The organism is Niastella caeni (genome assembly GCF_004834005.1).
Classification (GTDB): domain Bacteria; phylum Bacteroidota; class Bacteroidia; order Chitinophagales; family Chitinophagaceae; genus Niastella; species Niastella caeni.
The window spans coordinates 459,815-484,070 of the sequence record NZ_STFF01000006.1 but is presented as its reverse complement, the minus strand read 5'-3'; the positions used below and the strand labels follow the sequence as shown (position 1 = coordinate 484,070).

The 24,256-nt window shown below is 41.0% G+C and carries 22 protein-coding genes; 15 read left to right on the top strand and 7 right to left on the bottom strand.

Annotation, left to right across the window (positions count from 1 at the left end):
• Nucleotides 1-195: 195 nt before the first annotated feature.
• From FAM09_RS22280 to FAM09_RS22270, 3 genes are all read left to right on the top strand, one after another.
• A complete protein-coding gene (locus tag FAM09_RS22280) occupies nt 196-525 on the top strand; it encodes a hypothetical protein (protein WP_136579353.1) in 330 nt (109 codons plus the stop codon).
• The gene (locus FAM09_RS22275) at nt 498-1,064 is read left to right on the top strand and encodes a hypothetical protein (protein ID WP_136579352.1); all 567 of its coding nucleotides are present in this window, start codon (nt 498-500) and stop codon (nt 1,062-1,064) included. Before FAM09_RS22280 ends, FAM09_RS22275 begins: the two co-directional genes overlap by 28 nt.
• Before the next feature lie 74 nt (nt 1,065-1,138).
• Nucleotides 1,139-1,783 carry a hypothetical protein gene (locus FAM09_RS22270; RefSeq protein ID WP_136579351.1) on the top strand — a complete coding sequence of 215 codons (645 nt, stop codon included), beginning with the start codon at nt 1,139-1,141 and terminating at the stop codon, nt 1,781-1,783.
• Nucleotides 1,784-1,848: 65 nt separating this feature from the next.
• On the opposite strand, the gene FAM09_RS22265 is transcribed toward FAM09_RS22270, so the two are convergent.
• Nucleotides 1,849-2,334: a thiol-disulfide oxidoreductase DCC family protein gene (locus FAM09_RS22265; RefSeq protein ID WP_136579350.1), complete on the bottom strand. Its 486-nt coding sequence runs from the start codon at nt 2,332-2,334 to the stop codon at nt 1,849-1,851.
• A 126-nt stretch (nt 2,335-2,460) separates the two neighbouring features.
• Between FAM09_RS22265 and FAM09_RS22260 the strand changes: the two genes are divergently transcribed.
• A complete protein-coding gene (locus FAM09_RS22260; protein WP_136579349.1) occupies nt 2,461-3,303 on the top strand; it encodes a hypothetical protein in 843 nt (280 codons plus the stop codon).
• An 88-nt stretch (nt 3,304-3,391) separates the two neighbouring features.
• Here FAM09_RS22260 and FAM09_RS22255 read toward each other — a convergent pair whose 3' ends face one another.
• Both FAM09_RS22255 and FAM09_RS22250 read right to left on the bottom strand, forming a co-directional pair.
• Nucleotides 3,392-3,982, bottom strand: a complete 591-nt coding sequence (locus FAM09_RS22255) for a M48 family metalloprotease (protein ID WP_136579348.1) — start codon at nt 3,980-3,982, stop codon at nt 3,392-3,394.
• A 206-nt stretch (nt 3,983-4,188) separates the two neighbouring features.
• The gene (locus FAM09_RS22250) at nt 4,189-4,683 is read right to left on the bottom strand and encodes a DinB family protein (protein ID WP_136579347.1); all 495 of its coding nucleotides are present in this window, start codon (nt 4,681-4,683) and stop codon (nt 4,189-4,191) included.
• A gap of 239 nt (nt 4,684-4,922) precedes the next feature.
• Between FAM09_RS22250 and FAM09_RS22245 the strand changes: the two genes are divergently transcribed.
• The 6 genes from FAM09_RS22245 (at nt 4,923) to FAM09_RS22220 (ending at nt 11,204) form a co-directional block, all read left to right on the top strand.
• Complete coding sequence (locus FAM09_RS22245; RefSeq protein WP_136579346.1) at nt 4,923-5,651, top strand: hypothetical protein; 729 nt, start codon at nt 4,923-4,925, stop codon at nt 5,649-5,651.
• A 17-nt stretch (nt 5,652-5,668) separates the two neighbouring features.
• Nucleotides 5,669-6,085 (top strand): hypothetical protein, encoded by a 417-nt coding sequence (locus FAM09_RS22240; protein WP_136579345.1) that lies wholly within the window; start codon nt 5,669-5,671, stop codon nt 6,083-6,085.
• A 98-nt stretch (nt 6,086-6,183) separates the two neighbouring features.
• Nucleotides 6,184-7,146: a chymotrypsin family serine protease gene (locus FAM09_RS22235; protein WP_136579344.1), complete on the top strand. Its 963-nt coding sequence runs from the start codon at nt 6,184-6,186 to the stop codon at nt 7,144-7,146.
• A gap of 9 nt (nt 7,147-7,155) precedes the next feature.
• Nucleotides 7,156-7,368 carry a hypothetical protein gene (locus tag FAM09_RS22230; RefSeq protein ID WP_136579343.1) on the top strand — a complete coding sequence of 71 codons (213 nt, stop codon included), beginning with the start codon at nt 7,156-7,158 and terminating at the stop codon, nt 7,366-7,368.
• A gap of 165 nt (nt 7,369-7,533) precedes the next feature.
• Entirely contained in the window at nt 7,534-9,882 is a 2,349-nt protein-coding gene (locus tag FAM09_RS22225) for an McrB family protein (protein ID WP_208025631.1), read from the top strand.
• Between the two features lie 95 nt (nt 9,883-9,977).
• A complete protein-coding gene (locus FAM09_RS22220) occupies nt 9,978-11,204 on the top strand; it encodes an McrC family protein (RefSeq protein ID WP_208025630.1) in 1,227 nt (408 codons plus the stop codon).
• Nucleotides 11,205-11,219: 15 nt separating this feature from the next.
• Here the strand turns inward: FAM09_RS22220 and FAM09_RS22215 are convergent, their stop codons facing one another.
• Entirely contained in the window at nt 11,220-11,417 is a 198-nt protein-coding gene (locus FAM09_RS22215; protein ID WP_243751750.1) for an SMP-30/gluconolactonase/LRE family protein, read from the bottom strand.
• Nucleotides 11,418-11,531: 114 nt separating this feature from the next.
• On the opposite strand from FAM09_RS22215, the gene FAM09_RS22210 reads away from it, so the two are divergent.
• On the top strand, nt 11,532-12,098 hold the full coding sequence (locus FAM09_RS22210) for a hypothetical protein (protein ID WP_136579340.1): 567 nt from the start codon (nt 11,532-11,534) through the stop codon (nt 12,096-12,098).
• 234 nt (nt 12,099-12,332) lie between these two features.
• Nucleotides 12,333-13,322 carry a HEPN domain-containing protein gene (locus tag FAM09_RS22205; protein WP_136579339.1) on the top strand — a complete coding sequence of 330 codons (990 nt, stop codon included), beginning with the start codon at nt 12,333-12,335 and terminating at the stop codon, nt 13,320-13,322.
• A 1-nt stretch (nt 13,323) separates the two neighbouring features.
• On the opposite strand, the gene FAM09_RS22200 is transcribed toward FAM09_RS22205, so the two are convergent.
• The 3 genes from FAM09_RS22200 to FAM09_RS22190 form a co-directional block, all read right to left on the bottom strand.
• Nucleotides 13,324-14,250 (bottom strand): SMP-30/gluconolactonase/LRE family protein, encoded by a 927-nt coding sequence (locus FAM09_RS22200; protein ID WP_136579338.1) that lies wholly within the window; start codon nt 14,248-14,250, stop codon nt 13,324-13,326.
• 188 nt (nt 14,251-14,438) lie between these two features.
• Nucleotides 14,439-15,434: an SPFH domain-containing protein gene (locus FAM09_RS22195; RefSeq protein WP_136579337.1), complete on the bottom strand. Its 996-nt coding sequence runs from the start codon at nt 15,432-15,434 to the stop codon at nt 14,439-14,441.
• Nucleotides 15,435-15,597: 163 nt separating this feature from the next.
• Nucleotides 15,598-18,390 (bottom strand): hybrid sensor histidine kinase/response regulator transcription factor, encoded by a 2,793-nt coding sequence (locus FAM09_RS22190; RefSeq protein WP_243751749.1) that lies wholly within the window; start codon nt 18,388-18,390, stop codon nt 15,598-15,600.
• A gap of 296 nt (nt 18,391-18,686) precedes the next feature.
• Between FAM09_RS22190 and FAM09_RS22185 the strand changes: the two genes are divergently transcribed.
• The 3 genes from FAM09_RS22185 to FAM09_RS22175 all read left to right on the top strand — a co-directional run bounded on the left by FAM09_RS22185 (nt 18,687) and on the right by FAM09_RS22175 (nt 24,241).
• Nucleotides 18,687-20,018, top strand: coding sequence for a sugar porter family MFS transporter (locus FAM09_RS22185; RefSeq protein ID WP_136579336.1), 1,332 nt, complete (start codon nt 18,687-18,689; stop codon nt 20,016-20,018).
• 131 nt (nt 20,019-20,149) lie between these two features.
• A complete protein-coding gene (locus FAM09_RS22180; protein WP_136579335.1) occupies nt 20,150-21,061 on the top strand; it encodes a carbohydrate kinase family protein in 912 nt (303 codons plus the stop codon).
• 42 nt (nt 21,062-21,103) lie between these two features.
• Nucleotides 21,104-24,241: a SusC/RagA family TonB-linked outer membrane protein gene (locus tag FAM09_RS22175; RefSeq protein WP_136579334.1), complete on the top strand. Its 3,138-nt coding sequence runs from the start codon at nt 21,104-21,106 to the stop codon at nt 24,239-24,241.
• The last annotated feature ends 15 nt before the right edge of the window (nt 24,242-24,256 follow it).

The window sequence follows — 24,256 nt, the reverse complement described above, 5'->3', positions numbered from 1 at the left end:
AATTACCCTTTCACTATCAGGATTGCGTAAAGTGTACGCTGTATGGAATAGGACTAGACAATAACGGTATAAGACACCTCAATGCTACCGCGATGCTACCTCATTGTTTCCTCTTTGGGTCCTCTTTGCTTCCTCGGATTCCGAGGAGCCAAAGAGGTGGAACAGAGGGGGAGCCGAGGAGGCAAAGAGGAGGCTGTGTTTTTCATCACCCGTTTTGTACTGTTCGTCACACCATTTATCGAACACCGTCACAAAAAAACAGGTGTTCCCGAGGAGAAGATGCAGTTCATCACACCACTTTCCGAAGCCCGTCACATCAAGAACAAAACACCATCACATTTTGGAAAAAACGGCTTGAAAGCTTGTATACATTTGTGTCATCAGTCGCCGCCAAAGGAGTTTCGCTCAGGGCTAACGGGAAGAGCGAACCCGCAAACCCTCTCCCCGGCAGCGATTGGTAAGGTATCTTTTTTATTCACCATTAAAAACAAACAATCATGGCACATTCAAATAATAGCCTGGTAACAGGCAAGCTTAGAGGATCCCTCGGAAAAGAACTCGTATTTCGCGAGTGGGAGGGAAAAACAGTAGTTGCGAAAGCACCTAAAAGCAGGGAGGGAGATCCCACACCTGCACAGGCAGAAACACAGGAAAAATTCCTGCTCGCATCACGATATGCACGGGCAATTATCCGAAGTCCCGACAAAGGCATGACTGAAGCCTATGCCGCTGTTCTAAGGCCCCGGCAAAACGTGTATAGCAGAGCGTTGGAAGATTTTCTATCTCCGCCCGTTGTTAAAAGCATCAATACGCGTAATTATAAAGGCGCAGCCGGCGACAAGATCGCTGTTCGTGCAATAGATGATTTTCGCGTAGTAAGTGTACGGGTAGAAATATATGCTGCCAACGGCACGCTACTGGAAGCAGGTAATGCTGTACAAAGCACCAATGGCCTTGACTGGACCTACACTGCAACGCAGGCAAACAACCTGGCAGGAAGTAAGATCACAGCCATAGCAACCGATGTTCCGGAAAATGAAGGATCGTTGGAAGTTACTTTGTAAGGTTTTACCAGGAATCCTGTCCCGGCTTAACCGGGACGGGATTTCCTTTTTTTAATTACCTACAAAAAGATTGTATGAGCAAATTACCAAAGCGTCATTTTTGGGAGTGGTTCAAACGTTATAATCAGGAATATCTTGAGCTGAATAAAAAGACTAAAAAAGAAGCTGCTTACTGGCTGCATGAATTGAACGCTCATTTACGCGCCTATTTTAAATTCTTTGGCTTCAGTGTAACATTGCCTGATAATGGATTGGCCAGGCTTACCATCACCGTAAATGGCAAAGTGATGCATTTTAAAAAAGTAGACGCATTTGTCGCCACCGCACCTGAAATACCCGGATGGAACATTATTGCGCTGGAAGATCCCATGCCTGTTGATTTCTTATTGGAAAAGCAAATAGAGAAAGCAGGTATAGATCCCAGTGAATTGTGTTTTTCTTTTGCAAGCGATGATCCTGACGATACGGATATTATAGTGTATCACCCGTTATGTTCGGAAGACAATGAACATCTTTTTTTACAACTGGCTTATGCCGCCGTATATAATTTATTGGGTGAACGTTCTTTCGGGATTGATTTTGGCCGCCTGGAAATGGCAAATCTTTCCTGCGCCGATCCGGACAATGTTTATCAACTGGAAGATTTACCCACCCATATCGGGCAACGCAGATCGCCTGTAATTGTAGATCAAAATGGAACGTTGCTGGGGATGCCTTGACCGGAATTAAGACCTGAAGAATTGGGCGCCAGCAGAGGTCAATAGATCGGGCCTGGTACTAAGACTCATCGTCTTTTACTCCCCTGTAACAATTTTATAACCACTACAAATGCTGCAATATAAATGATCCAGTATGGTTTTGGTGAAGAAGGGTCTTTACCCCATAAAGCTTTGCTTGCTTTGTATGCAATCGGACGATTGTCAGCAACTTTTTTATAGACCAGGTCGCTTGCTTTTCGAAAGAAAGAATTTTTTATATAAAGTTGAAATAAGGAAAACCGGCTCTTCCCATAATCAAGCGCCTTGAATGCGGCAGCCGCGCCACTATAAACATTACCGGATGTATCAATGAATTTTAATGCCCGCCGAAATTCTTTTTCTGGTATTTCCGGGAATTGATTTGCCATTTTTTGATAAGGCTCATAATGAATCTCTTCTCCAATGATCTTTCGAAACCGGGTTACCCAGTAACGACAAAATTCACATTCCCCATCCCAAACCAGCAAAGCCCTGTTTGGGAGATTCCCGATTTTTTTGAATTGTTCAAACATTATACCACTGCTTCAATATATTAAATGATGCAAATCAGCTGCCCCGGCATTATCCCATTTAAAGGCACAGTTTTTTCAGCAGATTATTCAGAAAAACAATTTTTATAACCTCTTAAATATAGCGATATGAAAATACTAATCGGGTCTTCGATTTTCCTGATCATCGTCATTGTTATAGCCTGTAGTACAGCTTATAAAGCAACAGATTTTTCAGTTAGAGATGTAAACTCAGTTACAGAGAACTGGCCAGCCAATACAAAGGATGCCTCCACCGTGCTTATAGGTAAATTTGGCTTACCAGATGAAGTGACAAGTTCCAGCCTTGTTTGGAACAACAAAGGCGTATGGAAAAAGACGGTACTGATGAGGGACGGAATTCCACATGATTTCCCTGTGCCCCACACAGATTATCTTATGCAAACCATTAATTATAAAGTGCCTGTTGAAAAGTATACTGATCTGGCACGGTACGACGGTAGTGTAATTGTGGAAAGAACAAGAGGTACTTTATCTGCCAGGTGCGATAGAGAGGAAATGAATTTTCTGTCCTTGAACCTGGCACATGATATAATAACAGGGAAGAAAACGGTAGATGAGGCAAGAGACTATTATGCAAGAGCGGCTTTGCAATTTAAAGAAGGAAGTACTGGTGTTACAGGAAGAACAACTGATCCTACAGCAAGAACTACCGATCCTGCAGAAAGAAGAACTGATACCACTGCAAGAACTACTGATCCTGCAGAAAGAAGAACTGATACTGCAGTAAGGAGAACTGAACCTATAGACAGAACTGATACTACTATGGCAAGAAGGACTGATTCTATAGAAAGAAGGGCTGAGACTACGGAAAGACGTACTGATCTTAAGGAAGGGGGTATTGATCCTTATTTACAGGGGCTGCAGTTTACCATTCCTCAAGGCGATACAGGCGACAGGGATGTACCTGCTAATAGGACGAAAATGAATTGACCGGGCAAAAATAAAAATGGAACAGGAAGTTGAAACCGGTAAGATGTATGTGGCAAAAAAAGGCGCCATCTTACCGGTTTAAAAGTTTTTAGTTGTTCCTATCCAATGCAACATCATTAGCTGCGGCAGGGGATGTCATTGCCTTCATCCAGCCTGTTTTTATAGCAAGCATTCTGTCGGCTCTTGCCGGATGTGTAGCTGATCTCTGTGCTTTGGCAATATAATTCATAACATGTTGCGATCGCTCCAGCGAGGCGCCCAATTTATGTAATACAAAACCCGCAAATTCATCGGCTTCCAGTTCAAGCAGGCTGTTACCTCTTTTTTTCAGTGTATGGCCATTTAGATGATGCCCAATTTCATGGGCCAGCAAAGCAATGGCCGCCCATTTGTTGTTGGTAGTTTTATTGATCCAATCAATAAATTCCGGATTGTACAGTATGTATCTCTTGTGCCTTGAAACAGCCGCTTCTATGTTAGTGACCTTGGCCGGCTTCAGTATAAAGTCTGGCTTCAGGCCAACTGCGTTCATTATTTCTGTCACTATTTTCTGAGCATCTTCAGGATTGCAGAAATCAGTCAAAACAGGTACCTCTTTATTGGCACCGGTTAAATTAACTTGTGCAAATGCGACGGCATACGCAACAATCAGGGTAACAGAAAGTACGAATTTTTTCATTAGAGTATTGAAAACCAGTTTGGCAGCAAATATCCGATCCTCAGGCTGATCTTTTGGGGAAGAATAGTGGGCAATGAGATGTCGTAAATACTTGTATATATACTTGTCTAAAGTATTTACTTATTGGATAGCTAATTGAATTCTTAACGCATACATGTGACTGGCATGAAAAAAAGAGGTGGCACAGAAAATAATATTGGTACTAATTAACCGTATTTTATAGCTGGGTAGCCCAGGAGCCTGCGCCACAAAGCAAGTTGGCCGATGATATTGGCCTCCCGGTAAATGTTGAAACAGATCAATTCATAATAGGGCATTTTCATTTCACCCATATCGAACATACTGTCCAGCTTCTTGTCATCCATTTGCACCAGCGCCTTCCGTGCTTCCGGTGAAATTCTCTCCCAATCTTTTAGATATTCTGCAGTAGTTGGATATTGTATCCCATCCTGAATGCCTTTAAAGTCTTTGAAGAGCTCTTCACCGGTTTGTTTTAGTCCGGGACTGGTTTCGGATGCCATCAAAAAGCGTTGCTGCACCAATGAACCCGCCAACCAGGCCGGGTGATTCGCTTGTGTGTTCAAACGGTTCTGCATATCTTCTGCCGAAATTCCTTCAAGTGCTTTGGCAAAGAAGCCCGTATGATAATCGAACAGGGTGAGTAGTGCCGTTGTTCTTTTACTGGCAGTTTGTGTTTCCATGGTCTAACTTATTTAATGTCTTATAAAAGTACAGAAGTAAGGCCTGGTGGTAGGGAGGTGTTTGCGACAAATGAAGGGCAAATTGCGACATAGAGTAACAATGAAAAAGGCGCAAAATCCAAAAAGCTTTTATATCTTGCCAAAGAAATAGCATCATTTTTGCCGTTAGCAGTTCCTCAACCATCTTTCTTTTTGATTCCCCATAGTGTTTATTAATAACATTCCAAACTTCATACATTATGGAGAAAATAGCAGCATTGGTTTTTCTGATAGCTCTTATCTGCCTGATCATCGGGTTAATTAAACCAGCTTTATTTAAGGCCTTGTTTAAAGCAAAGACATCAAGAAAAGCCGTGGCCCTTACATTTGGCCTGGTAATGATCGCTTCTGTTATTGTAGTTGGCGTTGTGGCCAGGCCGGTATCAGCGGCTGATGCTGCCCAGGAAGAAATAGATCAGGCGATGGAAGAGTTCATAAAGGAAGAAGAGGCAAAGCAAAAGGAGGCAAAGCAGGTAAAAGAAGAAAAGCCTACATCGCTTACTCCCGAAGAAGCAATAAAAGCTATCATACAAAAGGAGCTTAAGGGAGAAAATAACAACGACAAGCCTTTTTTGAGAGACATCAATGTGGCAATGGAGAATAACAAAGCATTTGTAATAATTAACTATAATGCAAATGAAAATCTCACTGCCCATTTAACGCAGGTAGGTATAAAATCAAAAATGAGCGATTTGTATTATAAATTATATAAAAGCGGGCAACCCATAGGGGCCGTTTCTGTTTGTGCCTACATGACGCTTACAGACAAATATGGAAATAAAACGGATGATATTGTTTACACAACGCGTTTAGAAAACGAAGAAGCCGCAAAGGTCAACTGGAGTGAGGATGATTCAATGGTGAAGAATGTAATTTTACCTAAAGTATGGTCAACTCTTTTCTTACATCCCGCTTTATCGGAAGACTAAAAAAAGTTTAATAAAATATGAAAGTTGTAGCGCTTTTGGGCAACCAAAATACTGGTAAATCACATGCAATCAATGTCGCCTATTTTTTTTTACTTAATAATGGTTTTACCCAGGTTCCCGGGCATTTTAGAATTTTAGGGAACCCTGATTTTGAAGATGTATTTGATATCTTGGAAAATGGGGGTAAGAAGGTGGGCATCATTGGAATGGGGGATTATGAAAAAGGCCGGGATTCATTGAAAAGTTTACTAAATGAAATGAAGACACTCGGCTGTACTTCCGTTATTTGTTCGTGCCAGACCAGGCCAAATATAGAAGCAGCAGTCAGGGCTTATTCACCGCATGTTTTTGTTCCCAAAACGCCTTCTGCCGGCCCTGAAATGCACAGGATTGTGAACGTTATTGATGCCAATACGTTGATTGGTCATGTTTGATTCAACTAATGAATAGGCCAACGGTAAAAAGAGGTGAAATAACGGTTTTTCTAATTCATCCCATGAGTTAGATTTGTTAGATTAACTCTTTGTGTAAAATGGATTTTCAATCTGCAATTGATTTAAAGTCAGCTATTTCATCTTCTGTGATAAAAAAGCAAAGGAGAACTCCTGTAACATTTTCACTCAGTGCCGCAGTGTCTCCAGGTGCAATGGGAATTAATAGCGAAATAAGATCGAGTGTCAATGGAGTAGGAGTCGGGGAGAGAGGCAATGGTGAACATTTTATAAAAATATTGACCAAAAGTAAATCTACTTTAGAGCCGAATAATCTTGCCCGGTATTACGGAGTAAATAAACAGGATATAGCAATTCAGGAAACTGGCCTGATAAAATTTAAATTTCCTACCAACAATCATCGCCCTCCATTTCCAGGCATTTCAGTTGGACATTACCAGATCACAGCAGGAACTTTAGGCTGTTATGTTTCAGATAACAAAAACAAGGTTTATGTGCTAAGCAATAACCATGTACTTGCCAATACCAATAAAGCCTATTATAAGGACCCGATATTACAGCCTGGAAAGCTTGATGGAGGTAAAAAAGCCAGGGATGTAATCGCTGAGCTGTCCTATTTAGTTGAATTACAATTTGTGAAACCTAATACAATGGATGCTGCTATAGCCGAGGTTGTACAGGAAATAGACCCCGTATTTTTAATTAATAGGAAAAACAAAATTTCAGGTACCACCAATCCGCAGAATAAGATGCGGGTAGAAAAATTTGGTCGTACTACCGGCCATACTAAGGGAAAGATCAGTACCCGTAATTTAGACCTTAAAGTTGATTTTGATGGTAAAGAGATTGATTTTCAAGATCAGTTCGAGGTTACTGGTAATAAAGGGAAGATGTTTTGTGATGGGGGCGATTCAGGTTCACTAATCTTCGAGTCGGGCACTTTAAAAGCAGTTGGGCTCTTATTTGCCGGAAGCGATGACGGTACAACATTTGCCACACCTATAAATGAAGTATTAACTGAATTTTCCGTAAAAATTTTATAAATTTACGGTATGGCAGATATAGTTGATGCTAAAAGAGAGCTGTATGAAAAGCTCAAAAATCAACAGGAAGTTACCGGTGCCGGGATTAAAGGCAGTGGTAAATCTGAATATATCGTCATATTCGTAAAAGAACTCTCCAACAAGATAACAAGTCTAATTCCCAATACTTTTAAAGGCATTAAAGTTAAAGCAGAGAAGAAAGGTATAGCTAAATCTCTCTGATTATTAATCAAATTGCCTTCCTGCTAATTTCCCCTTTTAAATTTAATTATAACATCAACTTTTGTATTTTTATTTATCATCGCTGTGTGCCAGCAGGCTGCAACGTTAGGCATAACTGTTGGATTCTAGTCAAATAAACCCGAACTACAGAAAATAATTATAAACATGACTGAACAGGAAATAAACCAGGGCATTAAAGACGTTTGCGAAGTTTCAAATGAAATTGCAACATTTTATATAGACAATAACGCGCTGGTTGCAAAATTAAATTCAGTACCGCAAGAAGAATTGCAAAAAGCCTGGGATTATTATGCTTCCCGTTCCGGTGTTATCGTTGATTTGCGAAAAGATGTATTAGAGTATCTGAAAGGAGGCAAAAAGCTGGATATTGCAACGCTTGACGGATTCGTTATAAAACATAGAACAGGGAAAGAGAGCCAATATCGCTCGTACAAGAACTACTATTCCATTTTCTTTCCTTTAATTACTTTTTATGGGCACAATGCAATCCGGAAATTCATTCTTGGTTTTATGGCTGAAATAATCAGCCGGTTAGCATTAAACGGAAAGGTTAAACACATCTATTTCGACTTTCAAGGGCCAAGACAACAAGGAAGCGATAAGCTTTGGTTCGCCATTTTCAATAAAGAACAGGAGACACAGTCAACAGGCTTACAATTATTCGTAGATTTTCATAAGGGAAAGGTTAAATACGGTATTTATCGGCATGCTGATGCGTCATTTGTAAAAGGATCAGGGGAGATGTTACCTGGGAATTTCAATTTTGCAGAGATGCTAAAAATGTTTGAGGAAAGCAAACATTTAATTCTTGAAGATGAACCTGTAAAAAATAAGCTTTTAACAATCCCGCTTAATCAAAAAAGTCTGTATAAAATATCACATGGTGCATTTAAATCAAAAGGGAATGAAAGCATACTAGACATTTTTAAAGAAAACCAGTGGATAGTAATTCACGAAAATACTGGAAATGGCCAGGCCGAGAGTTTTAAGAATGATTTAACCGAAGGGGATTATGTTTACATTACTATTGGAGGAGATGAGTTGTTTTCAATTGCAAAAGTAAAAGCGGGTTCATGGGGGTATGTTCCTGAAGACATAACGGGAAAAAATGGATGGATCTATAGAGAGGTTGAGTATATTAAATCTGCTATAAATACTGACCCTTTCCCGTTAAAATCGTTCAAAGAATTTATTTATCCAAGCGGCAACAGCACATTTACAGAAATAACGGTTGATAAAATAGAAGAAGCCAATAAGAATATATTTGAACCGTATTTTGGTGTTGAATTTATTTCTGAAGAAGCCTCAATAATTAAATCTCAGGGAGAGCTTCACAAACATCCCAACAATATTATATTGGTTGGGCCGCCCGGTACAGGCAAAACATATAATAGCATTGACAAAGCTGTTGAAATAGTAACCGGGATCAAAAAGAAAGATCATGATGACAATAAAGTAGTTTTTGATAAACTTAAAAAAGAAGGGCAAATTGAATTTGTTACTTTTCATCAGAATTATTCCTACGAAGATTTCATGGTAGGCATAAGGCCTGATATTGAGAACGAATCTTTACGCTTTAGATCATATAAAGGTATTTTTTATGAGATCGCAAAAAAAGCAAGGGAAAATTATTTCGCTTCTTTAAATGAGCAGTCTAAAGAAAGAAGTTTTCAGGAAGTATTTGCCGATGTTTTAAAACCTCTTACCGAAAAGGGAGAGCCTGTCAAAATTAAAATGGCATCAGGCATTTACTATACAATTACTGATATAACCGACTATACAATTTATTTCAATAAGCCAAGCGGCGACTCCCGTCATACCCTAAGTATTCAAACATTAGAAGAGATCGTTGATGGCTTAAGGGAATTTACAACAGGTTTAGGACCTTATTACAATCCTTTGGCAGAATTAATCAGATCAAAGAAAAAAGAAGCTAATAATAATAAGGCAGAACCCAAAAAGAATTACGTTCTCATAATTGATGAAATAAACCGGGCAAATATTTCAAAAGTCTTTGGTGAATTGATCACACTCCTGGAAGAAGACAAAAGGATCGGTGCAAAAAACGAATTACGAATTACATTGCCAAATGGAGAAAAGGAATTTGGCGTTCCACCCAACCTGTATCTTGTTGGCACAATGAATACCGCTGATAAATCAATTGCGCTTATCGATATAGCTCTTCGCAGAAGGTTTGAATTTATTGGTTATTTTCCTGATTATAGTAAGTTGGAAGAGAGCGATGGCATTTTTTTAAAGCATATTAATAAAGAAATCTTTACACGTAAAAAAACAGCAGATTACCTGATTGGGCATGCTTATTTTATGGCAGGACTTGATTCTTACAAAACCATAAAAAATAAAATTATACCGTTGTTGATGGAATACTTCTCTGGTAAAACAGAGGTTGTAGAAGAGATTTTTAAGAACAGTACCTGGGATATCAAATATGATATTGAGAAGTACGATTGGATAATTCAATCAGCAAATTAATGTTTACCCTTTTCGAATATGGCAATCAAATTGCAGTAAAAGACAGGAAAGGTCTTGAGAATTACCTGTGCACGCTATGGCAGAATTATAAATCATTGTGGTTAAATAATAATAATCAGGACCCGAATGTATCGTTCCGGAAGGAATATCAGCCATTTCTTTCGTTTGATGGCGAAAAAGCAAAAGCCAATAATTTTGTTGGTTTTGTACACTGTAATGATGATTTCTTTGAAATTTATCCGAAAGTTTTTCAATACCAGCCGCATCTGAATAAAGATTTAATGCATCGGCACATATTCTTTTGGCTTAGCTATTGTAAAAAGATAAAATTCCCCTTTAATCAATCCTTTCTGAATAATTTTGAGATTGACAGATTCCCTGAACTAATTATTTATTTAATAGCTAATCAAATCAATGAAACGGTAAGCGCCAGGCCTTATTCCGCTTATGAGGAAATTGAAGAGGCTTTGTTAACCCCAAGAGGAAAAATCAATTTTAACCGTTACATAAGAACGCTGTCTTTGGGTAAGAACCAATTTATTGACTGTGATTATGATCCTTTCGTTTACGATAATAAAGTAAACAGGATCATTAAGTATTGTATTCGCCTTTTGTTGACTAAAACAACGATTCCCCAAACACTACGGATGCTAAATGAGAGCATTAATGTATTAGACGAGGTTGATGATCAGGTTTGTTCAATTGATCAATTGAATCAAATAAGAATTCCAACGCTGTTTGGGGAATATGAGGATGTTATGCACTGTTGCAGGATGATCCTCGAAAACCAGATATACTCACATGCTGAATATGAAATGAAAAACTGGAGCTTATTATTTCCTATGGAAGATGTTTTTGAAGACTTTATTTCCGGATTTCTAAAGGAACATTTTAGTCAGGATTTTAAAATAGAGCCACAAAAATCTGAGCTTTACCTTCACCAGGAGCCCCAAACATTCAATTTGCAGCACGATATACTATTGACTAATAAAAAGACCAAAGGAAAAATAATTATTGATACGAAATACAAGCCCAGATGGGGTTTAAAGGGATCAGATAACAACAAAGGTGTTGCGCAATCAGATATGTATCAAATGATAAGTTATGCATATCGTAGGGGTACAGACAAAGTAATTCTAATGTACCCCAATACTTCAGAAAAATTAGCTGAAGATTATGTATTCAACATTCAGAAATCGAATGAAAGCGAGAACATAAAAATTAAAGTAGTGGATGTTCCATTTTGGTCTTCATCAGATTATAAAGAAGTTGAACCGAAGTTATTGATCAAGCTAAACAATTTATTGAGAAACGGTTTTTAGTTAACTCAATCCCATTCACTTCATCTCCAACACATAAACAGCTTCTGCAGCGGTTATAAATAATTTATTCCTGTGTTTACCGCCAAAGGCAACGTTGGCAGTCCATCTTTCAGGGATGGAAATATGCCAGATCTGTTGGCCCTGGCTGTTGAAAACGGTAACGCCTTCTGCCGGCCCTGAAATGCACAGGATTGTGAACGTTATTGATGCCAATACGTTGATTAGTCATGTTTGATTCAACTAATGAGCTTGTATGCCTCACTTTATTTGAAATATTTTCAACAATGACTATATTGCATGGCTCATCGGTGATTAAGCTAGTTTTAAATGATATTCAATTTTAGAAGGTACGAGGTCCCTGAAACATACTACTCCGACATCGACATTTCAATACCACCTGGCGTCAAATACGACTTATACGATGGAAGCCATCTCGTAGGGACCTTTATTGATGGTTATAATAAAACATTCGCAAGGTTCAAAGATGGGGATAGCTACAAACGGCATACAAAGATCTTTGGTAGTCTGGCTAACGCCCATTATTTACTTAATGACCACGAACCAAATTTTGCATATGTTACTATTTATTACACGATTGTTAAAATACTGAAAGCGAAATTGGAATTTTATGATGATCCCTCTACTTATATTATGGACTACAATAATTTTAATGGAAGTAAGGGCTTTGACCTGGTTATAGATATCAAAGCAGGCGATCAAACCGTTTTTTCATTAAAAAATACCAGTAAGAGAAAATTCCTATCCCGTAATAGTGACAGACCTATGGAAGGAACGATTGAGATCAGTGATAGTCTTCACCGTGATAAGATTTTCGGGTTTCTACTTGCCATTCAATTATATTACCGCAGGTATTATAGAGGTCGTTTTATTTAAGGAGGGACTGCGTATCTATAGTAAGCATTTACTCCAGAATATACATTTGGTTTTCAAGGTTATGCAATGCCATCCCGGGATATGATAAGCAATTTTGAGCCTGGTCATAAACTGTGGCATAGGCAATGAAAAGTTCTTTAATACATAATTTCCCTTACTGGTTTGGTTATTCTACAATAAATCATGCTTAACATATATTAGAAAATTCACTTTTCCGTTATGTTAAGTTATTATATGAAACAACCAGCCGCAAACGCCAGTAAAAGCTATTCTATAGTCATCTCTCCGCCAGACTTTTTTACCTATGAGCCCTATGAAGATTTTGAAAAATATTTACTGGAATGTTGGGTTAGCGCCAGCAAAGTTTTTTCAAAATTCGAATTTTATTATAACCAGGATAAGATCACTATCGTAACTGACTGGAAAAAGTTTAAGCCGCAATTTAAATACTCGATAGACAACGCTGATGAACTAATAATAACTGTAACAGGAAACGCCACATTAATAAAGTCATTTTCCGAATATTTTGTGATTCGATTCATCGAAATGATGTACATCACGATGAACTTAGCTGCACCTGGTACTTTTAATATCTTTGATGCTACTCTTAAATGTATTGAGGGCGAGTCATTATTAGTAAATGGCTTTGGTGTGTCGTTAAGTTCTAACCCGTTTGAACATTTTTGGGAAACATGCGGAGAATTAAATCATTGGCCGAAAGTCAGCTTTATGCCATTGGACAAAGTAGTAGATTGGTATAAAGAGCTTAACATTACATTAAAAGCAAAAGCTACAACGAATGTTGAAAGATGCCTTTTTTCTCTCATCAATTTTGGTAAGGACCATGCGCCATTCTCTCCCCCGAGTTTAATCTGGATAACCCATTCATTAGAGGCGTTATACGATACGCCAAAAGAAGGGGTGCTCAATGCCTTACGTAACAGGCTTTTTCTTTTTTTAGGAGAACCTGCCTCTCATAAAAATGAGTATAAAAAGAAAATAAATGCCTTATATGAGCTGCGAAGTCAGTTTGTACATGGATCTATGGAAGTTGCCCGGGAACCTTTTTTTGAAAACATAGATAAGGATGTTGAGGTATACATGCGATATCTGAGTGATACCTGTGACTTTGGAATTATGCTTTTAGTTGCTACACTGCAAAAAATTATTATTGAAAAAGGTAAAGAGCTAAAATTTCACGAACAATATAAAGTTGCAGAATAGTCTACTCAATCCCCTTCACTTTCATGTCCAACACGTAAACAGCTTCTGCAGCGGTTATAAATAACTTATTCCTGTGTTTACCGCCAAAGGCAACGTTGGCAGTCCATCTTTCAGGGATGGAAATATGCCAGATCTGTTGGCCCTGGCTGTTGAAAACGGTAACGCCGCCTTTGCCGGTAAGATATACATTGCCTTTTTGGTCGATCGTCATACCATCAGAGCCCATATTCACAAACAGTTGCGCATTGCTTAAAGAGCCATCATTGTTGATCGTGTACCGGTAAACTTTGTTACCCTTGATATCTGCCACGTATAAATATTTTCCATCGGCCGTACCAGTAATGCCATTGGGACGTTGAAGACTGTCTACAAGCGCTACCGGGGACTTACTACCACGCATCAGCACATACACTTTTTCAGCTTCTATTTCGGGTTGGGTCCTTGTCCACCATTTACGTTGGTAGTACGGGTCGGTGAAATAAATATCTCCTCGGGGCGATACCCACAGGTCATTGGGACCATTCAGTTTTTTGCCCCCCAGATCATTTAACAGCACAGTTATTTTTTTATTCTTACTTATTGACCAGATCTGGTTTTGTTCATCGGCACAGGAGAGCAGATTTCCCTTCTTATCAAAAGCCATTCCGTTCGATCTGCCTGCACTGTCGAGAAAGATCGAAAGGCTGCCGTCTGTTCCGTATTTCCAGATCTTATTATTGGGCTGATCGGTAAAATAGATATTCCCTTTCTTGTCTGTGGTGGGGCCTTCGGTAAAAGAGAAATTCCTGGCGATAAGGGTGGGGGTAGCGCCATCGGCTACTATGCCAGCAGTATCGGTTATACTGGTGCGATCGTTTTGTGCTTTCAATAAATAACAGCAACAGCACATGATGACAAGCAAGATCGTTTCCCGTATTTTTATTTTCATAATGCCAGGTTTTACAGCGGTTGTATTTTCTTTAAAAAGCTGTTCTTAAAGATACGATAGAACCAGGCAACCCAACCTTCTTATTGGAGATATCATAGAAAGTACATCCTTCTAATGAACCTATATAAAATCTCATAAAAAAGCCCTCTCACCAACTGGCGAAAGGGCTCTTCAATTTTATTTTTCTCTTACAACTTCCCCAATATCTCGGCTTTCTTTTGATTGAACTCTTCTTCGGTTATAATACCGGATGTTTTCAGTTCACCCAGTTGCTTCAACAGGTCAAGCATTTTTTGTTGATTACTGGTTGCGGGCGTAGCGCCGCTTGTATTTTGGGCTTGTTGCGATTGCATCATATTGGTAAGAATTACGCCTGCGCCAATGCCGGCTGTATTTCCTGCACCGGGATTATCGGCCATCTTTTCCAACGCAATACCACTTTGCATCTGGTTAAACTGGTCCAGTTTGTCAGATAGCATGTTCAGTTGGGTAGTTTTGTCGAGCATCTTTTCCACTTCTTCCGGCAGGCTCACACTGTCAATATAAAATTTACCCAGTTCAATGCCCCAGGTATCAAATTCCGTTTGGAATATGGGCTTTAGCTTATCACCTATTTCGGTAAAATTGGCTGCAAGGTCAAGCACCGAAATGCCGGCTTCTGCCAGTCCTTCCGCCAGTTTGCTTACGATGGTATTGCGAAGCTGTTCACTTACGGTATCAACATCAACCCTGGGATTGGTGCCGGCAAACTCTTTGATGAATTTTTTGGCATCTATTACCCGCATGGTATAAGAGCCAAATGACCGGATGCGTACCTGTTTAAACTCCGGGTCGCGCATAATGACGGGATTGGGAGTGCCCCATTTCAGATTGGTGAACTGTTTGGTGCTAACAAAGAACAGGTCTACCTTAAATGGGTCGGCAAACAAATATTTCCACGATTGAAGCGTAGTGGTAATGGGCATGTTGGGGGTAACCAGCTCGTACATGCCTGGGGTATACTGGTCGCCAAATTCACCCTGGTGCATCATCACGGCTACCTGTGATTCCCGAACGGTTAATTTAGCGCCGTTCATGATCTTGTTTCCCTTGTCGGGGAATTTGTAAATAACGGTATCGGTACTGTCATCGACCCAGTCGATGACTTCTATAAATTCATTCTTTATAAAATCAAATAATCCCATAGGTGCTGTTGATTTTAGGTTGGGTGATAAAGGTTGTTTTATGGTTTTTCATTAGTAGCGAAACCGGGGAAAAAATTACGGAAAAATCCAAAGAAATACAATCCCGGACTATGGGATTGACCATCCCGGCATCCCATTAATCCCATTAATCCCGCTATCCCAGTCATCCCAGTCTGTATTCTTTAGGCGTAACCCCCACCTTTGTTTTAAACACATTTGAAAAGTAGGCGGAAGAAGAGAACCCGGTTTTACTGGCTATTTCCCCAATGGAGCAGGTCTCATTTTTTAAAAGATATTTTGCCTTTTGTAATCTGGTATTTAAAATATAATCATTCACATTAATATCCAGTAAGGCCTTTACTTTCCTGTATAACTGTACCCTCGAAATGCCCATCTGTTTACAAATAGCGTCCGCCGTTAAGTCTTCATTGGATAGATTACTTTCTACCAATGCAGAAAATTCATTGATGAATTTTCTATCGGGCTTTCCTATTGTCTGGGTTTTTAAACTAGTGGGCAGCTCGCCTGTAAAATGTTCTTTTAACCTGGCGCGGTTGCTCAACAGGCTTTTTATGGTTTGCTGAAGGAAGGTGATATTGAAAGGTTTTGTAATATAGGCATCTGCCAGGTTTTTCATGCCTTCTATCTGTTGTTCCATCGCTGTTTTGGCGGTTAACAGCACAACCGGAATATGTGAAGTGCGGAAATCATTTTTAAAAATGGAAGTAAGCGCCATGCCATCTTTACCGGGAATGACCACATCACAAATGATCAGGTCGGGTATGTTATCGAATGCCTGTTGCAGGGCCGATTGACCGTTATCGGCCTGTAGTATTTCGTATTGCGGGTTCAGCTTGTTCACAAGAAAATGCCGCAGATCTGCATTGTCTTCGATGACCAATACAGTATGTTCTTTTTCTGCAGGTATTTCCTCTATATCAGGGTTACTGGTTGTTTCTGTTTTTAGGTCGGCGGTATAAATTTTTTCGTGCTCGTATAAAACAGCCTGGTTGGTTTCCTGTTCCTGCTCCAATATCATTTCCTCTTTTTCAAGGTGTGCATTACCCAGCGGCAGGCAAATTTCGAAGCTGGTCCCTTTCCATTTCTCACTGTTAACGGAAATTGTTCCTTTATGCAAAGTGATCAATTCTTTTGACAGCGCAAGGCCCAAACCCGACCCCTTGTAGTTTTCATATTCGCCCTGGTAAAAAACATCAAAGGCATGCGTTATGGCATCTTTCGACATGCCCACGCCGTTATCCTCAATTTTAATGATGGCATTGTTATCGCTCTTGCTTATATAAATATGTATGTAGCCATTGTCTTTTGTAAACTTGAAGGCATTGGATAAAAGGTTAAAGATCACTTTATCCATCATATTTATATCCATCCACACCGGAAGCTGTCTTTCTTTTGTGATCAGGCGAAGGTCGATGTTCCTTTTTTGCGCTATGCTTTTGTAGGATTGTATGATGTCGGAAACGAAATTGATCAAATCGTTCTCGGCCGCTTTTAACCGCATTTTATCCACTTCTATTTTCCTGAAATCTATCAGTTGGTTCACCAGCCGTAAAAGCCGCAGCACATTCTTCTGGATCAGGGTGTGGGTTTGGCTTATGGTGTGATGGATCTTGTTATTGGCAAGCAATTCTTCCAATGGCCCCAGGATGAGCGTTAAAGGTGTTCTGAACTCGTGCGAGATGTTGGTAAAGAAGTTTACCTTGGCTTCATTGGCGGCTTTTGCTTTTGCCGACATTGCTATCAGTTGCGCCTGGTGGTCAAGGATCTCCTGGTTTTGTTTTTGCAGTTTTCTACTGATCTTCCTGTTTTCCCGCAGGGAATAAAAAGCAAGTCCCCCTAAAATAATGGATAAGATCAGCGAGGTTACCAGTATATAAACATAAGTGCGCTGGTTGTTATAGATCCTTTTTTGTTCTTTCAGCATCAATTGCTGCCGTTCTATCTGTTGTTGCTGGCTGATGGTTTTTTCTGCCTGCAACTGCATGATCCGGACATTGGTAGAATCAATGACCGTGGTTTGAAGCAGGTTGTCCTTTACAAAGGTTTGCTTGTTCAGGATCTTCAGGGCTATCCTGATCGCCTCTTCACCGCCGGTAGGGTATAGCATGGTGGCGGTAATTTTTTTGCCGGAAACAAATTGCAGTCCGGCATCAGGCAGGCCATCTACCCCCATGATGGCCGGCTGCGGTTGCGTACCATTTTTATACACTTCATACACCCCATGCGCCATCATATCGTTGTGAGCAAAAACAAGGTTCACATCGGGATACTGAGTTACGATTTTTGAAAATTCACTTTTTGCCGTTTGGTTTAACCATTCGCCATTTACCTGGTGTATAACCTGCAGGGAAGGGTAGTTCTTTAATGCATCTGTGAATCCCTTATGGCGTTCTATGGCGGGAGACGATTTCGGCAACCCGGTGATCTCAATGATCTTTCCTTTTCCATTCAGTAAATGCAAGGCATACTGACCGGCCATTTTACCAATTTCGTAATTGTCGCCGCCTACATACGCCGTATAATGCGGAGTCGATATTTTTCTGTCGACAACAATTACCGGGATGCCTTTATTATATGCTTCTTCAACCACCGGGGTTAAAGGTTCGGCCTCGTTGGGCGATATAATAAGCAGATCGATCTTTTTCTGCAAAAGTTCCTTCACCTGCGCCACCTGCTTTGGGCTGTTGCCATCCGCCTGCCTGTAAATAAAATTTATGGTGGGGTGAAAAGTCAGTTCTCTTTTCATGCCTTCCAGCATGGTCTTACGCCATGCATCCGACTCCACACATTGCGAGAACCCGATTGTATATGTCTGTTTCGTTTGGCGGGTACAGGCGCAAAAACATAAAAGCAGCAGCATACCCGGTATAAACAACCGGGTAATACCAAACCAATGCAATCGCAAAAGCAAGCAATTCGAAAATGATCGTATCATATGAGCGGCCGGCAATGATAAATAAAAATTCAGATCCTTATATAAATATAGGCAATGATAAAACGGTTTGAATTTTTTGCGAAACAGTTACCATGTTTGGATGAAACATTTTCTACAAACCGTGTTACAAATTCTACAAACAGTCGATGAATTGATATTCTAATGTATTCGTTTCGTATTGAAATTTAATAAATTATAGGCATTGGATATTATTTCAGGCTAAAAAATTCTTTGAAACAGGATTGCAACACAATCCGGGGTCAAGTAGGATATGTTTACAGGAAATTGCTTGTTATATGAACAATAGAAAAGTCTTATTGTGGAGTATTGTTGTAGCGCTCGGCGGGTTTTTGTTTGGATTTGATACGGCAGTTATCTCTGGCGCAGAACAAGCTATCCAGTCATACTGGGCCCTGAATTCTGTTGAACATGGCCTCACGGTTTCAATTGCTTTGATCGGCACTGTTTTAGGTTCTTTAATCGGTAGCATTCCCTGCGAACGGATCGGAAGACGAAACACCTTAATGGTAATTGCAGCCATCTACCTGCTTTCTTCCCTTGGCACCGCCTTTGCCACCAACTGGTATATCTTTTTGCTTTTCCGGTTTTTGGGTGGATTGGGCGTGGGTGCTTCTTCGGTAACCGCACCTGTTTATATCTCTGAAATTGCTCCTGCTGAAAAAAGGGGGCAACTGGTTGCCCTTTTCCAATTCAATATAGTATTGGGTATTTTACTTTCTTATTTTTCCAATTACCTGATCGGGCAGGATGGAGAAACTGCCTGGCGCTGGATGTTGGGGGTACAGGCTTTTCCGTCGTTGCTGTTCCTGATATTGCTTCAGGTAGTACCCGAAAGCCCCCGCTGGTTGATCCTGAACCAGGGAAAACTGGAAGAAGCTACTGCGGTTTTAAAAGAAATAATACCACATGGTTATGAAGTGGAAATAGAGAATATCAAAAGCAGCCAACAACGGAACAGCGGTTTCGCCGATGTAAACCAGTTGTTGACGCGCAAATACCGGTTTCCCGTTTTTCTGGCCGTTGTATTTGCCGTTTTTAACCAGGTATCGGGCATCAATGCCATTATTTATTATGCACCCCGCATTTTTGAAATGACAGGGTTGGGTCGCAGTTCCTCCCTGCTGTCGACAGTAGGCATTGGCGTTGTAAACTTCATTTTCACCCTCATTGCCCTCAATTTCATTGATAGAATAGGAAGAAAAACATTAATGCTGATCGGCTCTATTGGCCTGATCTCTACACTCGGGCTGGTAGCGCAGGCTTTTTACACGCATAACTTCAGCGGCTGGGCCGTTACCGTTTACCTGCTGGTGTATATCGCTTTTTTTGCTTTCAGCCAGGGCGCTGTAATATGGGTTTTTATGGCCGAAATATTTCCCAACCAGGTGCGGGCAAAAGGGCAAACGCTGGGCAGTTTTACGCATTGGATAATGGCAGCCATCATTGCCTTCTCTTTTCCTATGCTGGCAGAAAAACTGGGCGGTGGTAATACCTTTTTATTCTTCTGCATTATGATGGTATTGCAACTTCTTTTTGTATGGAAAGTGATGCCCGAAACCAAAGGCAAATCTCTGGAACAGATCGAACGGTCAATAATTCACGCTTAATGCGGAACGCTTAAGGCGAATCGCTAAATCCCGGATTTCGGGCTTTTTGAAATCATTAGGGTAAAAGGTATCTCGGAGGTAAGCGTTCAGCCTTCAGCGTTCATTCATCACCAATCAAAATTCTTGTCTTTATGAGCGAACGATCATCAGCAAATAAACTGGTTTGTTATGGCGAAATACTTTGGGATATTCTGCCTGCAGGTGAGTTACCAGGCGGAGCGCCCATGAATGTGGCTTATCATTTACATAAATTGAAGAGGGATGTTTCAATAATTACTGCCGTAGGTTCCGACAGCTATGGTGCTGCCCTCGTCAATTTATTATCGAAATGGGGCATTGGCACTGAGTATTGCCACATCGACCACTATCATCCAACAGGCATTGTGTATGCCCGGTCGAACGAACATTTTGAAATGACGTACGATATCGTTTATCCATCAGCATGGGATTTTATAATCTGGGATGATCGATATGTTTCCCTGATGCAGGATACAGATTACCTGGTTTTTGGCAGCCTGGCCTGCCGGAATTATACCTCAGGGAATACGCTGTTTAAATTGCTGGAATCAGCGAAGAATAAAGTGTTGGATATTAATATAAGGCCCCCGCATTTCAGTCGGAAGGTCGTTGAACAATTACTGCACAAATCAAACATCTTAAAACTGAACCAGGCCGAACTGGAATTAATTGCCGGCTGGTTTAGTACATCATCTACCGTAGCAGATAAAATTAAAGCGATCCAGGACCGGTTTCGGCTCAAAACCATCGTAGTGACTATGGGCAGTAATGGTGCGGTACTTTGTATGGACGGCCATTTTTACCAGCATCCGGGATATAAAGTACAGGTAGCCGATACCGTAGGGAGCGGAGATGCATTCCTGGCAGCCCTGTTGTCAAAATTGATAGAAGGGGCGCCGCCTGAAGCCATGCTCCATTATGCCTGTGCCATGGGAGCGCTCATTGCTTCGTACCCGGGCGCGTGCCCTCATTACCAAATTGATGAAATTGTAGAACTCAACAACTTTTCCAACATACGAGCATAAGATTGTAACCGGTGCCAATTTTTTCAAACCAAAATTAACGATATGCAACGATTGTTTATGATTATTGCCGGCTTGCTGTTTTCGGCAATGGTCTTTGCCCAGAAAAAAACGATTAACGGGGTGGTATTACATAAAGCCAACCATACGCCCCTTTCAGGAGCTACTGTTGCTGCCAATAATAAAATGGTAGTGACCGATGCAAACGGAAAATTTACCATCGAAGCTTCAACAGGTGATCTTGTTACCGTGTCTTTTGTAGGAATGAAAACAGTGACCCTCAAACTTTCTTCCGGTATGCATGACCTTTCTATTGACCTGGAAGAAGGGGAGAAGGAACTGGAGCAATTTGTGGTGATAGGTTATCAAACGCAAAGAAAAAAGGACCTGACCGGGGCGGTTGCCGTTGTAGACATGACACCGGTAAAGAATAACAGTTCCGGTAATACGATGCAGGCGTTGCAGGGTAGGGTTGCTGGTTTGTATATCGAAAAAAATGGCGGTTCACCCAACGGCAGTAATGCAACCATATTGATAAGGGGGGCCAATACCCTGGGCGTTAATACCCCACTGTATATTATTGATGGAATACCTACCACCAGGCCCGAAGTGTTTCAAAACCTCGATCCCGCAGTGATCGCTTCCGTACAGGTGTTAAAAGATGCTTCTGCCGCTTCTGTGTACGGATCGCGGGCATCCAACGGCGTTATCATTGTTACTACTAAAAATGGTGGTAATACAAATGGCAAAGTAAATTTTCAATTCAATTCAAGTATCTCGGCCCAGTCTGAAAAGTCTGTCAGGTTCAGGATGCTGAATTCAGTAGACAGAGGCAAAGCATTGTGGCAGGCTTCTGTCAATGATAAACAGGACCCGGCCGCTGCCTACGGCGAAATATATAATTTCGACTGGAACAATGATTTCGATAACCCAGTATTAAATGGCGTGACCGTTAAACCCTTTGTTGGCGGCGATCCCAATACGCCCGCCGGAAATACCGACTGGCAGGATGTGATGTATAAAACGGGTCTTGTAAGCAATAACAGCTTAACTGTTTCAGCCGGCAATAAAAACTCATCGCTCGAGATCAACCTGGGCTATTTAAAAAATACCGGCATGTTACGGTATACAGGTTACGATCGCATGAGTGGAAGCATCAATGCCATAACAAGGGCTTTTGACAATAAAGCTACGTTTGGCGTTAATTTAAGTGTGGCCAATTCAAACGAAACCCTCACTTCGCGCGATATTGGCGGTGCACTTACTACGTTCCTGGCAGTTACGCTGGCGCCAACCATCCCCGTATATCAAAGCGACGGCGCTACGTTTGCCGGTGCATCCGGCGGTGGTTATTCAGACCGCAATAATCCCCTGCACATGCAGTATTTGTCGAGGTGGGATAATGCCAACCGGCTGAGTTCCTTCGGTAGTGTTTTCGTAGAAATTCAACCTGTAAAAAACCTGTTCTTTAGATCAACGCTTGGCGCCGACTATGCAACCTATTTAAGTAAAACCATTCTGCCAACGTTAAGAGAAGGTGCTTTTAACAGAACTACCAACAGCCTTACTTTAGATCAGAACAAATATTTGAGTTATACTTTCTCGAATACGGTACGGTATAACTGGAATATCAATGATATACACGCTATAAAATTCCTGGCAGGTACAGAATACATCAAAACGAACCTTGATTTTCAAAATACCAGGAAAGAAGGCTTCGCCATTCAGACAGAAGAATATTTCACTCTGAGCGCAGGTACCGGTAATACCAACGTGTCGGGCGGATCAACCGGCAACCGCTTATACTCGCTCTTTGGCCGTATTGATTATAACTTTTCCGATAAATACCTGGCTGCCCTTACGCTTCGACGTGATGGATCGTCCCGGTTCGGGGCCAATAACCGGTATGGTGTTTTTCCCGCAGCCTCTATAGGCTGGCGATTAGACAGAGAGAATTTTATGCAATTCCAGCAACTGTTCTCTGAAATAAAATTAAGGGCCGGCATTGGCCGCGTAGGTAACCAGCAAATTGGCGACCTGGCCCGTTTTGGTCTCTTTGATACAAGGTATGGAACAAACCAGAACCAGCTTACGCCCGGCTTTTGGGAACAGTATATGAATATTGGTACCGCTTATTCTTTATCAGGCGCCAATACCGGTACCCTTCCTTCCGGTTTTGTACAAACGCAGGCAGAGAACGTTGACCTGAAATGGGAAACAACCGATGAGATCAACGCAGGTGTCGACTTCACCTTGTACAAGAACAGGATCTACGGATCGTTCGATTTTTTTAGCCGCAAAACGACCGGTATATTAATTACGCCGCCGGTGGCTTCGGCACTGGGTGAAGGCCAGCAGAAAGCTGTGAACGGTGCATCAAAGACCAATAAAGGCTGGGAATTCGTAATAGGTTACCTCGGCGAAAAAGCCGGCGAATTCAGTTATAATGTACGGTTGAACTTTGCCCACTTCAGAGATAAAATAACCGAGTTGCCTGAAAGCGTACGCCCGGCTTATCCCGGCAACCTGGTGAACACCATTATAGGACATTCCCAGTTCGATATTTTCGGTTATAAAACAAATGGCATCTTTCAATCGCAGGATGAGGTGAATAAGGCGCCCAAACAAATAGGCGCGGGTCCGGGAAGGATCCGTTATGTGGATATCAATAATGATGGTGCTATTAATGATCTCGACCGCACCTGGATAGGTACTACCTTACCATCATTGGAATATGGATTGCGAATAGATCTCACTTACAAAAAATTCGACCTGTCGATCTTTGGTTCCGGTGTAGCCGGCAGAAAAGGATATGATGCCTATACACTCTTCAATAACCTGATGAAAAGCCGGGAGAATGTAGGTCCGGGTGTATTCAATGCGTGGACGCCACAACATACCAATACCAGCATACCTGCGCTTACACTTAAAGACAATAACAACGAAGGCCGCACTTCTGATTATTTTATGGTGAGCACTTCCTATTTCAAAATGCGCAATTTGCAGCTTGGCTATAATGTGAAACCGAAGGCCATCTTTACCGGGTTACGCCTGTATGCCATGGCCGAGAACCTGTTCTGGTTTAAAAGCAAAAGCTATCAAAGCCCCGATCCTGAAAGAATTGACCTGAACCCGATACCGGTTCCAAAAACCTTCACCTTCGGTGTTAACGCTTCCTTTTAGTAACCAATCAAAATT